Origin of the sequence: Asticcacaulis biprosthecium C19 (assembly GCF_000204015.1) — a bacterium.
Classification (GTDB): domain Bacteria; phylum Pseudomonadota; class Alphaproteobacteria; order Caulobacterales; family Caulobacteraceae; genus Asticcacaulis; species Asticcacaulis biprosthecius.
This window is the reverse complement of sequence record NZ_GL883077.1, coordinates 163,833-180,026: the sequence shown is the minus strand read 5'-3', so window position 1 is coordinate 180,026 and position 16,194 is coordinate 163,833. Positions and strand designations below refer to the sequence as shown.

General features: G+C 62.7%; 12 protein-coding genes. 6 read left to right on the top strand and 6 right to left on the bottom strand.

Going from position 1 to position 16,194, the window contains the following annotated elements:
- Positions 1–7 precede the first annotated feature (7 nt).
- The 3 genes from ABI_RS01235 to ABI_RS01225 form a co-directional block, all read right to left on the bottom strand.
- Entirely contained in the window at positions 8–1,066 is a 1,059-nt protein-coding gene (locus ABI_RS01235) for a ribonucleotide-diphosphate reductase subunit beta (protein WP_006270980.1), read from the bottom strand.
- 288 nt (positions 1,067–1,354) lie between these two features.
- A complete protein-coding gene (locus tag ABI_RS01230) occupies positions 1,355–2,302 on the bottom strand; it encodes a glucokinase (protein ID WP_006270979.1) in 948 nt (315 codons plus the stop codon).
- An 8-nt stretch (positions 2,303–2,310) separates the two neighbouring features.
- On the bottom strand, positions 2,311–3,264 hold the full coding sequence (locus ABI_RS01225) for a glucokinase (protein ID WP_006270978.1): 954 nt from the start codon (positions 3,262–3,264) through the stop codon (positions 2,311–2,313).
- A 119-nt stretch (positions 3,265–3,383) separates the two neighbouring features.
- Between ABI_RS01225 and ABI_RS01220 the strand changes: the two genes are divergently transcribed.
- The 6 genes from ABI_RS01220 to ABI_RS01195 all read left to right on the top strand — a co-directional run bounded on the left by ABI_RS01220 (position 3,384) and on the right by ABI_RS01195 (position 8,926).
- Entirely contained in the window at positions 3,384–4,034 is a 651-nt protein-coding gene (locus ABI_RS01220) for a phosphoribosylanthranilate isomerase (protein ID WP_040308472.1), read from the top strand.
- A 104-nt stretch (positions 4,035–4,138) separates the two neighbouring features.
- Positions 4,139–5,365 (top strand): tryptophan synthase subunit beta, encoded by a 1,227-nt coding sequence (trpB, locus tag ABI_RS01215; RefSeq protein WP_006270976.1) that lies wholly within the window; start codon positions 4,139–4,141, stop codon positions 5,363–5,365.
- Positions 5,362–6,213, top strand: a complete 852-nt coding sequence (trpA, locus tag ABI_RS01210; protein WP_006270975.1) for a tryptophan synthase subunit alpha — start codon at positions 5,362–5,364, stop codon at positions 6,211–6,213. Before trpB ends, trpA begins: the two co-directional genes overlap by 4 nt.
- A gap of 15 nt (positions 6,214–6,228) precedes the next feature.
- Positions 6,229–7,158: an acetyl-CoA carboxylase carboxyltransferase subunit beta gene (locus ABI_RS01205; protein ID WP_006270974.1), complete on the top strand. Its 930-nt coding sequence runs from the start codon at positions 6,229–6,231 to the stop codon at positions 7,156–7,158.
- 25 nt (positions 7,159–7,183) lie between these two features.
- Positions 7,184–7,609, top strand: coding sequence for a hypothetical protein (locus ABI_RS01200; RefSeq protein WP_157138667.1), 426 nt, complete (start codon positions 7,184–7,186; stop codon positions 7,607–7,609).
- A gap of 18 nt (positions 7,610–7,627) precedes the next feature.
- Positions 7,628–8,926, top strand: a complete 1,299-nt coding sequence (locus ABI_RS01195; RefSeq protein WP_006270972.1) for a bifunctional folylpolyglutamate synthase/dihydrofolate synthase — start codon at positions 7,628–7,630, stop codon at positions 8,924–8,926.
- A 221-nt stretch (positions 8,927–9,147) separates the two neighbouring features.
- Here ABI_RS01195 and trxA read toward each other — a convergent pair whose 3' ends face one another.
- From trxA to ABI_RS01180, 3 genes are all read right to left on the bottom strand, one after another.
- Complete coding sequence (gene trxA / locus ABI_RS01190) at positions 9,148–9,474, bottom strand: thioredoxin (RefSeq protein ID WP_006270971.1); 327 nt, start codon at positions 9,472–9,474, stop codon at positions 9,148–9,150.
- A 63-nt stretch (positions 9,475–9,537) separates the two neighbouring features.
- Positions 9,538–13,062, bottom strand: coding sequence for a double-strand break repair helicase AddA (addA, locus tag ABI_RS01185; protein WP_006270970.1), 3,525 nt, complete (start codon positions 13,060–13,062; stop codon positions 9,538–9,540).
- The gene (locus ABI_RS01180; protein ID WP_006270969.1) at positions 13,059–16,058 is read right to left on the bottom strand and encodes a PD-(D/E)XK nuclease family protein; all 3,000 of its coding nucleotides are present in this window, start codon (positions 16,056–16,058) and stop codon (positions 13,059–13,061) included. Before ABI_RS01180 ends, addA begins: the two co-directional genes overlap by 4 nt.
- Positions 16,059–16,194 lie beyond the last annotated feature (136 nt).

Here is a 16,194-nt window from a genome sequence, read left to right as displayed (position 1 = left end):
TTACGCTCTAGACGCCGAGCCCCGTCTTCAAACCTTCGGTGCGCTTCTTCATCAGTTGGTCAAAAGCGCCCCAGACGCCCTGATTGCCGGTCCACTGGCCGGTTGTGGCGGCCTTGGAATATTCGGTGGCGCGGGCTTCGAAGAAGTTGGCGTGCTCGACGCCCGACAACAGAACCTGCAGCCACGGCAGCGGGTTTTCCTTCACGCCGCCATAGACCTCCGGCAGATTCAACTGACGCAACCGCCAGTCGGCAATATAGCGGATATAGGCCTTGATATCGTCCGGAGTCATGCCCTGGACCGGGCCCATCTCGAACGCCAGGTCGATGAACTTGTCTTCCATCGTTACCACGGTCTTGCAGCAGTCGATGATGTCGTCCTGGACCGACTTGGTCAGCGCCTTCGTTTCCTTGGCGAACGCATGGTACAGCTTGATGATGCCTTCGCAGTGCAGGCTTTCGTCGCGCACCGACCACGATACGATCTGGCCCATGCCCTTCATCTTGTTGAAGCGCGGGAAGTTCATCAGCATGGCGAACGAGGCGAACAGTTGCAGGCCTTCGGTAAACCCGCCGAACATGGCGAGAGTCCGCAGCACATCGGCTTCGGTATCGACGCCGAAGGTGCCCATGAAGTCGTGCTTGTCGCGCATGGCCTCATAGTCCATGAACGCGCCGAATTCGGACTCGGGCATACCGATGGTTTCGAGCAGCAGGGCATAGGCCGCGATATGGATGGTTTCCATATTGGCGAAGGCCGACAGCATCATCTTGATTTCGGTCGGCTTGAACACCCGGCCGTAGCGTTCCAGGTAGTTGTCCTGGACCTCGATGTCCGACTGGGTGAAGAAGCGGAAGATCTGAGTCAGCAGGTTGCGTTCGGAATCACTAAGCTTGGACGCCCAGTCCTTGCAGTCCTCGCCGAGCGGCACTTCTTCCGGGATCCAGTGGACCTGCTGCTGCTTGCGCCAGTACTCGAAGGCCCACGGATAGCGGAACGGCTTGTAGCTGTGGCTGGGGGTCAGGAGGCCGGCGCTGGACGCGGACAGGAGGCGTGACGTGGTCATTGGTAATCCCGAATCGAAACTGAGGCCGAAGCCGGACCCATATCACCACAAATTGTGGTTAATGCCAGCTTAACGTCTACATCTGGTAGGTGATATTTGGGGACAAATTCTGTCGCCCTGTGGGTGAAGGTGGTCCTGCACCCAAGTCAGACACAAGGTTACCAAACGGGACAGGCGAGTCGAGGGGAAAGGTTAACGCGAAATCATTTGTGAAGGGGCCGGGGAAGAGGGCTGTCCTTCACGGCTTCGGGGAGGCCGCGATGATATCTTTCCGGGCGGGCAAAGCGCTTAGTCGAACAATGTCGCCAGACCGATGATTTCCAACTGGTTCGCCAGGGTCTTGTAGACCGGGATCTCGGCGACATAGCCGCTCAGCCGGCCCTTGGCGGTATAGCGCTGGCAGAAGGCGTCGGCGTCGAACAGATCGCCGATCAGGTCCATCAGATCGCCCGTCAGATAGATCCCGCCGCGCGCGCCCAGGATGAGGCCGACATCCGACGCCATGGCCGCCAGCCAGCCCATGCTTAACTGGACCGCTTCGAGGGCTCGGGAATCGCCGATACTGGCCAGGGCGACGATCTCTTCCGGCGATTTGCGCACAACCTCGTCGCCGTCCAGTTCGCTCAAGGCTGCCCAGACATGGACCAGGCCTTCCAGCGAAATGGCATATTCGCGCGCCACATGGCCGTGGCGGCGTGCAAAGACCTGGCGCACCTGCCATTCGCGATCGGTGGTCACGGGCAGGTCGGAGTGGCCGCCTTCGCAGGGTATGGCGGTCCAGCTACCGGCGCCATCCGGCGCCAGTGCGGCCAGGCCCAGGCCATGGTGGGGACCCAGGACAGCGATCACCTGTTCGTCGATCGGCTCGTCGCCACATATCTTTTCGACCTCGTGGCTGTTGAGGCGCGGAATGGCCAGGGCGCGGGCGACGAAATTGTTGACCAGATTGATGCGCTGAACACCCAAAAGCGCGCGTATGTCGTCGCGAACGATCGACATGCCCTCCTGAGGCAGTTGCAGCATGCCCTTGCGTTCCCATCCGCGCGACGATATCGCCACGCCCATCAAGCCCGGCTGACCGTTCTGAGCCAGGAAGTCGAGCAGGGCCTCATCGAACGAGGCCCGATCGGGGCAGGAATAGGGGGTTGCCTCCGGCGGACGCGAGCCTGGGCGCGTCAGGGCCAACTCGACCTCGGCGCCGATGGCGATATCACAGAGAAGGACGTGGTCGGACATTTGGTATCCTAATCGAACAGGGTCGCCAGGCCGATGACTTCCAGGTCGCGGGCGGTGGCGAGATAAACCGGGATCTCGCTGACATAGGTGCTCAGCCGGCCCTTGTCGCTGTAGCGGGCGACGAAGGCGTCGATATTGAGCTGGTCGCCGATCATGTCCATCAGGTCGCCGGCCAGGTAAACCCCGCCGCGCGCACCCAGGATCAGGGCGACGTCTGAAGCAAAGGCGGCGAACCAGCCCATGCTCAGGTCGATGACCTGGCGGCAGCGGGCATCGCCGGCGCGGCAGCGGCTGATGATGACTTCGGCCTCGGGCACAATGGCGCCGTCTTCGCCGTCGATTTTCGCCAGGGCCTGCCAGATATCGCGCAAGCCGGGGATGGAGATGACGCGCTCACGCGAGACGTGGCCGTTATACTTGTCGTGCAGGATCTTCCATACCTTCCATTCCAGGTCGGTGACGGGCGTCAGGTCCGAGTGACCGCCTTCGCAGGGCATGGCGGTCCAGTTGCCCATGCCGTCGGGCGCCAGAGCGGCCTGGCCCAATCCACGGTGCGTGCTGATGACCGCCATGACCTGTTCTTCCAGGGCCTCGCCGCCGCAGATCTTGAGCCGTTCGTCGCTGGCCAGGCGCGGAATGGCCAGAGCCTTGGCAACGCAGTCATTGACGAGGTTCAGGCGCTGGATATTGAGGAATTCGCGGACCTCGGCGCGGTTAAGCGAGAAGCGGTGGTTCGGCATGGCCATGGTGCCGCGGTCTTCCCAGCCGCCGGCAGAGATGGCCGCGCCCATCAGGTGGGGATTGTCGTGGGCCTTTAGAAACCCCGTGATCGATGTCTGGAAATCCTCCCAGGTTTCGCACGGGAACTGCTGTGTGTTGTCGGGTCGTTCGCCGCGCCGCGCCAGGGCCAGTTTAAGGCACAGCCCGTTGCTGATATCGCTCAGCAATACATATTCGCCCATGATATCCTGCCCTCAAACACTTTTTGACAGCTGGCCATGTACGCGCCAGCTTTGTTATTAGGTAAAATTAAAATCGATTTGTTGATTTTTACTAAAGGTCTGACCTGGAGCTTCGCATTATGACGGTTTTGTCGAAAATTTGTGGTATTTCGACGCTTTCTGCCGCGCGGACGGCGGTCAATAGTGGTGCGGACTTCCTTGGTTTTATCCACTTTGCGAAAAGTCCCCGTCATTTGACGCAAGCGTCAATGGCTGAGCTGATGCAGGTGATTCGCGCCGAAGGTATGACCACACTCCTGACGGCCGTATTGGTTAATCCGGATGATAAACTTTTGCAGGCTTTGACCCACGCCGCCAAGCCAGATCTGATCCAGCTGCACGGGCACGAAACCCCCGAACGGGTGGCACAGGTGCGTGCGACCTTCGGCTTGCCGGTGATCAAGGCGATCAGCGTCGAAACCGCGGACGATATCGCGCAGGCGTGCGTTTATGACGCGGTCGCCGACTATCTGCTGTTCGACGCGAAGACGCCCAACGGTGCCGACCTGCCGGGCGGCATGGGCTTAAGCTTCGACTGGCCGCTGATGCGCGCCTGGCCAGGGAAGACGCCGTGGCTTCTGGCCGGCGGGCTCAGTTCGGACAATGTGGCGCAGGCTCTCCGTTTGAGCGGCGCGCCGGGGGTGGATGTATCCTCAGGGGTTGAATCGGCGCCTGGCGTTAAGGATGAGCGACTCATTTCCGGCTTCCTTAAAGCCGTAAAGTCGCTATAACCCGCTTTCTTTAAAACGCGCGCAGCCAGGTCTGGCTTGATCTAAGTCGGCAAGCCGGACGTAGTCGCGGCATCAGAAGCTATACGTCAGAAGGATTCTTTGCAGTGAACGATCTGCGTCCCAACACCTATTCCCAACCGGATGCCAAGGGCCGGTTCGGGGAATTCGGCGGTCTCTATGTGCCTGAGACCCTGATGCCACTGGTGCTGGAGCTGAACGCCGCCTGGCAAAGCGCCAAGGCTGATCCCACCTTCTGGGCCGAGTATCACAGCCTGCTGAAGCACTTCGTCGGTCGCCCGTCGCCCCTGTATCTGGCCGAGCGCCTGACAGCCCACCACGGCGGCGCGAAGATATACTTCAAGCGCGAAGAGCTGAACCACACCGGCGCGCACAAGATCAACAACTGCATCGGCCAGATCCTGCTGGCGCGGCGCATGGGCCGGACGCGGATCATTGCCGAAACCGGCGCGGGCCAGCACGGCGTCGCCTCGGCCACGGTGTGCGCCAAATTCGATCTGCCCCTGGTGGTCTATATGGGCGCGACCGATGTCGAGCGTCAGGCGCCGAACGTCTTCCGCATGAAGCTGATGGGCGCCGAGGTCACGCCGGTCACGGCCGGCAACGGCACCTTGAAGGATGCCCTGAACGAAGCCTTGCGCGACTGGGTTACCAATGTTGACGACACCTACTATATGATTGGTACCGCGGCCGGCATGCATCCGTACCCGGAAATGGTTCGCGATTTCCAGACGGTCATCGGGAAAGAAACGCGCGAGCAGATCCTGGAACAGGAAGGCCGCTTGCCCGACGCCGTCATCGCCTGTATCGGCGGTGGTTCGAACGCCATCGGCATGTTCCATCCCTTCATCGACGATGAGACCGTGCAGATTGTCGGCGTCGAAGCGGCGGGTCATGGGCTGGAGGTTTATAACGGCCACTCGGCATCGCTGAACGGCGGCCGTCCGGGCGTATTGCACGGCAACCGCACCTACCTCTTGCAAGACGATGACGGCCAGATCCTGGAAGGCCATTCCATCTCTGCCGGTCTCGACTATCCCGGTATCGGCCCGGAGCACGCCCACCTGTTCAAGACGGGCCGCGCGCGTTACATCACGGCGACCGACGACGAGGCGCTGGAAGCGTTCCAGCTCACCTCGAAGCTGGAAGGCATTATCCCGGCGCTGGAATCGTCCCACGCCATTGCCCGCGTCGGCGAACTGGCGCGCGAAATCGGCAAGGACGGCATTGTCGTACTGAACCTGTCCGGTCGTGGTGACAAGGATATCGCCACGGTGTCGAAACGCCTTGGCCTGGGAGGGATTTCAGCATGACCGTCTCACGTATCGATGCCCGCTTCGCAGCCCTGAAGTCCGAGAACCGCGCCGCCTTCATCGCCTACGTCATGGCGGGCGACCCCGATCTCGACACCACGTTCGAGATTTTGAAAGGCCTGCCGGCGGCGGGTGCCGACCTGATCGAACTGGGCTTCCCGTTCTCTGATCCGATGGCGGAGGGGCCGACCATTCAGCACGCCGCCGAACGGTCTCTAAAAGCCGGAACCAAGATTCGGGACGTTTTCGAGCTGGTTCGCCGTTTTCGTGAGGTCGACGAAACCACGCCGCTCATTTTGATGGGTTACATGAATCCGGTCGAATTTCTGGGCTATGACGCCTGGGCGGCAAGGATGGCTCAGGTCGGGGCCGACGGCATGATCGTCGTCGACTGTCCGCCGGAAGAGGCGGATGGCCTGGCGGACGCCCTGGATGCGCAGGATGTCGCCCTGATTCGCCTCGTTACACCGACCAGCGATACCGAACGGCTAAAAACCCTGGTCAAGCGGACGCGTGGCTTTGTCTACTACGTGTCGGTGACCGGCGTCACGGGCGTCAAGGAAATCAACGTCGCGGCCATTCAGGACGAGGTCGCCAAGGTCCGTGAGGCGGCGCAACTGCCGGTGGCGGTTGGTTTTGGCATTCGGACGGCGGAACGGGCCGCGGAAGTTGCCCGAATTGCGGATGGTGCTGTGGTTGGTTCAGCACTTGTTGACGAAATCAAGTTAGCGCTCTCAAGGAGCGAAGCGTTAGAGCCAACAAAAAAGTTACCCGATTCGCAAGCCGCGAGCGCGAAAGTGCTGGAAAAGGCCGCAATTTTGGCCCAGGCTGTGCGTTCGGCGCGTTAAGGAGTAGCAGATAGTATGGCTATGGCTGACACGACCAAGGGTCCGAAACTGCCCATGACGGCAAAACCACCTGAACGCCGCGAACGCGGAGGCTGGCTGGCCAAGATTGCCCCCGGTGTCTCCAAACTGGTCAGCCGGCGGGAAACGCCGGAGAACCTGTGGGTCAAGGACCCCGACACCGGCGATATGATCTACCGCTCGGACCTGGAAGCGGCCATGTGGGTGACGCCTTCGGGCCGCCATATGCGCATCGGTCCTGACGCGCGCATGAAGTTCACCTTTGACGACAGCAAGTGGAGCGATATTCCGCTGCCCGGCGTCCACGAAGACCCCCTGCATTTTTCCGACGGCAAGCCCTATTCGGAACGGCTGAAGGCCGCCCGCGCCGCGACCGGCGAACAGGACACCATGGCCGCCGGCTATGGCACGGTTCAGGGTACGCCCTGCGTCGTGCTGGTTCAGGACTTTGCCTTTATGGGCGGATCGCTGGGCATGGCGGCCGGTGAAGGCTTTATCACGGCAGCCCGCGAAGCCGTGGCGCGCAAATGCCCGATGGTTGCCTATACGGCGGCCGGCGGCGCCCGCATGCAGGAAGGCGCTTTGTCGCTGATGCAGATGGCCCGCACCACCCTGGCCATTCAGGAGCTGAAGGCGGCGCAACTGCCCTATATTGTTGTTCTGACCGACCCGACAACCGGTGGTGTGACCGCTTCGTACGCGATGCTGGGCGATATCCATCTCGCCGAGCCTGGCGCCCTGATCGGTTTCGCCGGTCCGCGCGTCATAGAGACCACCATCCGTGAAAAGCTGCCGGAAGGCTTCCAGCGTTCGGAATACCTGGTCGAAAAAGGCATGGTCGACCGCGTGGTGCCACGCTCCGAACTGCCGGAAGTGCTGGGTGCTTTGATGTCGATGCTGATGGGCGGCCGTCGCAAGGCGGCGTAAGTGGAACGGCCGGGGGGCGATGGCGATGATTCGTCAGATCAAAGCGAGTCGTGTGATCAAAACCTTGGCTGGACTGGCCTTAGGTGTGGTGGTCAGTACGGCCGTCGCTTTGCCCTTTACCGGTATGGTGTCCGAAAATCTCGATTCGGAATTCCCTGAAACCTATGGCTCCATGCTGCTATTAGGGTCGTACATGGTCGCCATGTTCGCCTTACCTGTTGGCCTGGTGGGGCACGCCATCCTCAGCGCTTTGAAACAGCGAAGCCTAATCATCTATGCTTTGGTTGGCGCAATAGCCGGCTTTATCTACGGCTATGTAGTAGGAATCGGTGCTGAGCGGCTGGAAAATACTATTCTGTGCAGCCTGTGGGCGGCCGGATGCGCCCTGATAGCTTGGCTGATCCGGCGGCCCGATAAGGATGGTGTCGTCGCGCTCGACACACACGTCTAATCGTCCTAAACCGGCGGCATGACCGACCGCCTGCTGCCGTTCGATGCCCCGCTGGAGCGCCTGAAAGCCCTGCACCCCAAACGGATCGACCTCAATCTCGACCGGATGTTGCGGGTGTGCGCGGCGCTGAGCAACCCGCAGGACCGGTTGCCGCCGGTGGTGCATGTCGCCGGCACCAATGGCAAGGGTTCGACCCTGGCGCTGCTGCGCGCCATGGCCGAAGCGCAAGGTTTGCGCGTGCACGTCTATACCTCGCCGCATCTGGTTCGCTTCGCTGAGCGCATTCGGCTTGCCGGGACGCTGATTTCCGACGAGACCCTGGCCGATGCGCTGGACCGAATTGAAAAGGCCAATGGCGGCGAGCCCCTGACCTTCTTCGAAGCCACCACGGCGGCGGCTTTTCTGGCCTTTTCGGAAACGCCGGCCGACCTGCTGCTGCTGGAGACCGGGCTGGGCGGGAATCTCGATGCCACCAACATCGTGGCGCGGCCGAAGCTGGCCCTGATTACGCCTATCGATTACGACCACAAGGACTTCCTGGGCGAAGAACTGTCGCAGATCGCCCGCGAAAAGGCGGGTATCTTCAAGCGCGGCGTGCCGGCCGTGTCGGCGCGCCAGGCTGATGAGGCTCGTGCCGCGCTGGAACGGCAGGCCTTGAAATTGAACGTGTCGCTGGAGTTTGCCGGCGAAGGCTTCGATGCCTGGCGCGAAGGCGACCGATTAGTGTTTCAGGATGAAGACGCCCTGCTGGATCTGTCATTGCCGCGCCTGCCGGGAGAGCATCAGATTGGCAATGCGGCCGTGGCGATCAAGGCGGCGCGGCTCCTGGGCTGGTCGCCGGAAGCCATCGACACCGGGCTGCGGACAGCGGTGTGGCCGGGACGGTTGCAGGCTTTGAAGGCCGGGCCGTTGTTTGAAGCCCTGCCGGCCAGGTCGGACCTGTGGCTGGACGGCGGGCACAATCCCCATGCGGCGCGGGCCCTGCGTGACTTTATCGATCGGATGCAGGCACGCGACGCCAAGCCGCTTTACCTGATCTGCGGACTTATCAACACCAAGGATGCGGGTGAGTTCTTCGGCGCCTTTGCCGGGGTTGAGGCCGATTTTGCCTGTGTTGGTTTTTCCAGCGAGGCGGTGATCGCGCCCGAAGTACTGGCGTTGGCGGCGAAAGCAAAAGGGCTCAAGGCCTTTGCAGCCGAGAGCCCTTTGCAGGTGATCGAGTCTTTACCGGCTGAGCCGTGTCGCGTGTTGATCTGTGGTTCGCTGTATCTGGCGGGAGATGTGCTAGCCATGTCAGAAGCGACCTGGCCTTCGTAAGAGGACCCCTCCGTCTCGACGCGCTTGCCGCAGGCCTTCGGCCCGGCGACGCTTGCTCGCCACCTCCCCACCTTCGGTAGGGAGGAGAAGGAAGTAGGCGTATACCTATTCTTTCTTCTCCTCCCCATCTTGATGGGGAGCGGGGTGGCCCGTGCCATGCTGAGCAAGTGAGCCCCCTTATGGGGCGAAACGCGTCGAAGCGGAGAGGTCCCCTTAAAACCTTACCCCACGCCCGATTCGTTCAGCCATTCCAGCAACTTTGCCTTGGGCAGAGCGCCGACCTTCATCGAGGTCATCTGGCCGTCCTTGAACAGGATCATGGTCGGGATGCCGCGGACGCCGAAACGCGACGGTGTCATCGGGCTGTCTTCGATGTTCAGCTTGGCGATCTTGATCTTGTCGCCCAGACCTTCCGACAACTCTTCCAGGATGGGGGCAATCTGCTTGCACGGTCCACACCACTCGGCCCAGAAGTCCACCAGAACAGGGGTGCTCGACTTCAGAACATCGGCCTCAAAGCTATCATCGGTAATCTTATGCGTCGCCATCATTGGCTCCTTTCGAACTTTGACCGAATGTAGGAGGTGTTGCAGGTGAAATCAACGCGAGGCTCAGCGAGAAAGAATCTCTTCCAGCCTAAGCTGCACTAAAGTCTCGGGCATCGGCGTCAGGCGCGGGCCATCTGTCCATAACAAAGCTGCCTCGACCGCGCGATCCGGATAGACCTGACGCAGCAGGGCGACATAGCCAGCCATCTGGCGTTGATAGGCCACCGCCGCATCCTCGGCGCGGTCGGGCGCCGGGCGGTTGGACTTGTAGTCGATGATCACCACGCGGTCGTCCGTGACCACCAGCCGGTCGATCCGGCCCGACAGCATAATGGCCTCGCCGCGCGGATTGACGCCGACCTGTCCGGCCAGGGCAACTTCTGGACGGGATTGCGGACCAAAGGCCTCGGCAAAGCGGGCATCGGTTAGCACCGTCATGACGGCGTCGGTCATTTCCTCGCGCTGGGCATCGGTCAGATCGGCCTGGCGGGTGAGATAGCGCTGCGCGATGGCCATGCGGTTGTCCGGCGCGATATCGGGCAGGATTTCGAACAGCTTGTGGATCAGATTGCCACGGCGGTACCGCCCCAGACTGCCAAGGGTTTGCAGCGGCGAGGGCGCGATTTCGGTCTCGGTGCGGTCCTCGTCGCCCATCTGCGAAATGGCCGCCCAGCGTTCAGTCTCGATGTCGTCATGGGTGACCATGGCCAGCGCGAAGTCGGGCAACGGAACTTCGGGCTCACGAAGACGCGCCTGCGCGGTCAGGGCCTCGCTGTGCTGGCCGTGCACCCGGACCAGGGCCTCGTTATAATATTCGCCGTCGTCGAACGGATTGACCAGGGGCATGACCTCGGAGGTGGTCTCCAGCCGGTCGAAGGCGTCCGACGCCAGGTCGTACCATGACGGGAAGTTGCCGGTCGTGGCCGGTTTCGTGCCGGTATAGGCGCAGACCGTCAAGCGGTCGCGCGACCGGGTCAGGGCGACGTAAAACAGCCGCAAGCTTTCCTGCTCTTCGCGCAGAGCGCGGCCATCGCGGATATCGGCCGTCACCGCCGTATCGGCCTTTTTACCTCCGGCGCAGAGATACATCTGTCCGTCTTCGCCGGTCAGGATCAGATCCTCCTTGCGCGCGCCGTATTGCGGTCCGATCGGAACGATGACCCATGGCGCTTCCAGCCCCTTGGAGCCGTGCACCGTCATCACCCGGACGGCATGACCGCCCTCCTCCTGTTCGCGTTTGATCTGCGAGGCCTGGAATTCGAACAGGTCGAGGCAGGCGCTCAGCGCCACGGCACCGGAGCCCTCGCCCTTGAGCGCCAGGGCCAGGGTTTCGTCCAGCACGTCTTCGCATTCGTCGCCCAGCCGGGTCAGAAAACGCTGGCGAACGCTGCGGCCGGCGAAGTCGCGGCGGTTCAAAACGCGCGCCAGGAAATCGAACGCGGTCAGTTGCCAGGCGGCCTTCTGGGCCCATAGCAGGAAGATACGCGCATCATGAACGGGGCCTTCCGTGGCCGGGTGGTGCAGCAGGGCGGACCAAAGCGGCATTTGCCGGTCGTGGGCCAGGTCGAACAGGTCCTGCTCCGACAGGTCGCAGAGCGGCGAGCGCAGGACGCAGGCCAGGGACAGGGCATCCATCGGCTGCAGGCATACCCGCAAGAGAGCGCGCAGATCCTGGAACGCGATATGGTCGCCCAGCTTCAGGCGGTCGGCGCCGGAAACGGCGACTCCGGCGATCTTCAGTTCACGGATGATATGCTCGAACAGGTGGTCGCGCTTGCGTACCAGGATCAGGACGTCACCGGCATGGACGGTGCGGCGGCGTTTCAGCGCCTTGTCATAGATGGTGCGTCCGGCGGTGATCTCGGAGCGGATGGTGGCGGCGATCTGTTTGGCCAGGCGCTTGGAGGGTGGGTTGCGACCGGGATCGTCCAGCGCCGCCTGTTCGTCGTCGTCATCGGCGGTGGTTTCCACTGCTGCCATCGGCCGGACCACGGGCCACAGCTCAACCACGCCCGAGGCGTCGCTACGCCGGGCGATATGTTGGATGGGGTCGGAGGAGAAATTCAAGGCATGCTGGACATCATCGGCCTTGAAGACGGCATCGACGAAGCCCAGGATTTCCGGCAAGGACCGCCAGGAGTCGATCAATTGCGGCTCGACCAGATTGGCGCCGCCGTCGTGCGCGCGCTGGCTGATCTGGCCGCGCGCCTTGAGGAATTCGCGTGGGTCGGCGCCCTGGAAGCCATAGATGGACTGCTTCTCATCACCGACGGCGAACAGGGTGCGAATCGTGCGTGTGACACCTTCGCCGGAGAAGAAATCCGACGACAGGGCATCGACAATGATCCACTGTTCTTCCGACGTGTCCTGGGCCTCGTCGACCAGGATGTGGTCCAGTCCGCCGTCCAGCTTATGCAGTACCCATAACGCGTGCGTCGGGTCATCCAGAAGCTTTTTTGTATAGGTGATCAGGTCGGTAAAATCGAGCGCCCCTTCACCGCGCTTTTCGCTCAGGTACACAAAGCTGAAAATTTCAAACAGCCGCAAGGCATCCAGCGTATTGCTGGCGATCTCCACTGCCTTCAGCCGGTCGGCCAAGGCCACAGCCTCCTCAGCCATGCGGTCGAGATAGCGCGCATCGGCCGGGGCGGTACCCTTGGTGTAGATGCTTTTGCGGAGCGTGCCGGCCTGCGTCAGGAATATGCCGCGAATCTCTTCGAACTCGAACGGCCTGCCGGAAATCTTGCTTTCATACAGGTCCAGGAAGGCCTGGCCGGCCTTCTGGTTGGTGGCGGTGGTACCGCTCAGAAGCGTCTGGCCGAGATCTTCCAGGAGGTGCCATTCCAGAGTGTTGGCGTAGGCATCGAGGCATTCTTGTGACGTGCAGACCCCGTCGAGGCCGAGGCTATGGAACAGAGCAGATTGCCAGTCCTCCGATTGGTTTTCGAGATGTCTAAAACGCTCCTGCAGCGCGTCGTGCTGGTGGATAAACTGGCCCAGCAGCTTCTCGAAACCCATGACCTTCAGTTTACGGATCAACCGATCGCGCGTCTCGGCAACGGCTTCGAGACCCGGTGCGTCCAGGGTCAGGACGGCGGTGCTGGCCTTGTCGGCCAGGTCGTCGGCGAGCAGATCGTCCAGCACCTTGAAGGCCGGCGATAGCTGCGCTTCGAGCGGAAACCGGCGCAGCAGCTTTTCACAGAAGGCGTGGATGGTCTGAATCTTCAGCCCGCCCGGCGTCTCCAGCGCCTTGGCGAACAGGGCACGGGCACGCGGCAGGTCGTGGGTGGGCTCGCCAATGCGTTCCAGGTCGCCGATCAACTGCTCGTCGTCGGCAACAGCCCACCCGCCCAACTGCTGGAACAGGCGTTCCTGCATTTCGGCCGCGGCAGCCTTGGTATAGGTGACGCACAGGATATGCGCCGGATCAGCGCGGCTCAGCAGCAGGCGCGCCACACGGTTGACCAGGGTGGAGGTCTTGCCCGATCCGGCATTGGCGGTCAGGAAGCAAGACGCCTTCGGATCGGCGGCTATATTTTGCGGATTTGGATTTTGCGGATTTGGATTTTGCGGATTAACGGCGTTCATGCCTCTTCCTCCGCTATCTCTTCGGCATCTTCCGTCCCCAGAACATACCATTCGTACAACCGCGCCAACTGGTCGTAATCGCCGGCGCGGGTCTTGAGGAACTGCGGCGCCGTCCACGACAGATAGCCCTTGTCGGCTTCGGCATAGGCGAAAATCCGCCGGCGCAGACTGTTCAGCGCCGCATCGGCCAGATCGTGGGCGAAGAGACCCTTCTGGACGGCCGATTGCGGTTTGGTGACGTCGGGGGAGACGCGGACATAGAGCAGGTCGCCTAACGGCCGGTCGGCGCGGATATCGGCAAAGCCACCCTGTTTCAGGATGGCCGCCGTCAGGGTGAGCTGCGGATAGAAGCCGGCCGCCACGGCCTTGGCGGAGGGGGCGGCGCCGGTCTTGAAATCGAGAATATCGACGCCATCGTCGCGCAGTTCGATCCGGTCGGCCTTGGCGACCAGGGTGAAGTCGCCGATTTTCAGCTCGCCGCGCTGTTCGATATGCAGCTTCGGGCGGTGGGCACGACGATCGGCTTCGAAGCGGATAAATTCAGCCGCCATGCCCGGCAGCAGCGGCTTTTGCAGCGCCATCTGCGCCGGTGACAGGCGGGTGGCAGCCAGTTCCTCGTGCAGCAGGTCGCACAATCGGTCGATGCCGGCCTTACCAAGCGGTGTGTCCTCGGTGACGAAGCGTTCCAGGCTCTTGTGGATGGCGGTCCCCCGCTGACGCCCCTCGACGGGCTCGTTGGGCCGGTCAAGCGGTCTTAAGGCCAGGACGTGCTTGGCGTAGATGGCGTAGGGGTCGCGGATGAAGACCTCGACCTCGGTGACCGACAGCTTTTTGGGCCGCGCTTCGACCGGGGGCTTGGGGTTGGGCCGCACCGCGGGCTTCAGCGCCGCGGGTTTGTCGCTCAGACCGCGATCGAGTGCGCGCGCCCAGTCCAGCCACCTGCCGTCGCTGGGGATGTCGACCTTGGCGCCCTTGCACAGGGTTTGCAGCCGCCACAGCCAGCGCGACTGGACCTGGGGTTCGCCTTCACGGCGGTGGCGCGTGACCAAAAAGCATTCTGGCGCCGAGGCGGCCTGGACGAAGTCGTGGGCCGACAGGCCGGTGCGGCGCTCCGGCGAGGGCAGGCCCAGGGCTGCGCGCATCGGCCGCGACAGGAAGGGGTCAAGATCGGGCGCCTGAGGCCAGACGCCCTCTTCCAGTCCGGCCAGGATCAGCCGGTCGGCTGTGACCATGCGGGCTTCGATGGCCCCCAGGATCAGCAGGCGCGGGTGGGTGTTGCCGCCGGTGCGGACCTTGCCGTTGCGGATCAGTTGACCCAGGATATCGGCAACATCGCGCAGGGTGTCGACGGTGTAGCCGGCACCTTCACGGATCAGCCCGGCCAGCAGTTCGGCGGCGCTGGCTCCGGCCGCTCCCGTCCATAGGGCCTGGCCGTCGTCGAGACTTAAGCTTTCCGCCAGGCGGGTAATGCGGGTCGCGGCTTCGCCGAGGTCGGAGATCGGCATCTCGGCGACCGGCAGAATGGCCGCGGCGTAGCGATCCCACAGATCGGTGGCGCGGTTGCGTTCGATAAGGGCGGCGCGGACCGAGTCCATATCGTTGGGTGTGGCGCCACGCAGACCGTACATCTCGACGTGGGTGCGACCGGGGTCGGTGGCGAAAAGGCAGGCGGGATGACCCCACAGCGACAGAATGGCGACGGGGTCGCACGGTGTTTGCAGAAGGGTCAGCAGGTCGAGCAGGAAGCGACCGGTCGGACTGTTGGCCAAGGGTTCACCGGCTGATGAGTCGGCCTGAAGCCCCCATCGGGTAAGGCGTGCCGACACGCGTCGTGCCAGGGTCAGATCGGGCGTGACCAGGGCGACCGTCTTGCCGGGCGTTTCAAGCGTCTCACGCATCAGCAGGGCGATGACCGTGGCGGCCTCTTCGTCACGGGCAGCGTTGATTTCGGTCAGGCCGTCCAGACCATCGTCGATGGCGGTGTCGCTTTCGGCACGCAATGCGGCGATCTGGTCGCGCCAGTCCTTGGTGGCTTCGGCCGGCCGCAGGGCTTCGTTGAGCAGACGGCGGCGGGCATTGGCCTTGCGGCGGTCGTCTTCCAGCGACACTGGCCAGACGCGCACGGTGGCGCGGGCGACGTTGTGGCGGTCCAGCATCCGCTTCATCGTGCCCTGGGGGTGGGAATCCTCGATCTGGTCCCAGGCATCGTCAGCCAGGGACAGATCGAGCCCGGGCAGGACCACGGCGCCCATAGAGGCCGCGGCGACGACCTTGGCCAGATCGGCGGTGGACGGCGCCGATCCGGTGGTGCCGGCCAGGATCAGGGGCGTTTTGGGCGGATGCTCCGTCCACTGATTAATTAGCCGGCGGATCAGGGTGACCTGGCGTTGGGACGGGTCCATCATGCCCAGTTCGCTCAGGCGTTTGGGCCAGGCCTCAACGGCAATGGCCAGGAACTGCGCCGAGACCTGCCAGTGTTGCGCCCAGCTATCAAGACTGTACTGGTCGCCGCCCTGGCCCGTGACCAGGCTGTGCAGCCGGTCGGTGGCGTCGACCTCTTCCAGGGCGAGCGAGTCGAAGAACTTGGCCAGGCTGTCGGCCAGTTCCAGCGCCAGTTTGCCGGAGACGTTACGGCCTTCTAGGCCCTTATAGTGTTCGGTGATCAGCCGCGCCAGCTCAAAGCGGCGGCGCAGAGATGAGATGGCCGACGGCAGGTCCAGCCCCAGGGCTTCGAGGTCGAAGGGTGGTTCGCCTTCGTCGAGATCGCCGATGGCGCGGATCTGGGGCAGCAGCAGGGCGCCGCCGCGGGTCTGGGTGGAAAAGGCCCTGGCCATGGCGCGGGCGCCGCGCCGGGTCGGGGTAAGAATCTGGGCTTCGGGGAGGTCTTTACCCAGCGACCGGCACAGGCCACGCGCCAGGTCGTCGAGAAACGGCCGTCCCGACGGAATGGTGAACCAGCGCGGGTCCGGTGACGGTGCGAAGAGATCATCGCTCATGGCGACTAAATGGCGTGAGTCGGCAGAAGTATTCCATCAGTTTGATGGAGATCATGAACAACTCCCTCTCCCCACTTGAGGGGAGAGAGTGGGGGTGATGGGTTGGTTCGGCCAGAAACAGTAGTGCCCGAATGTC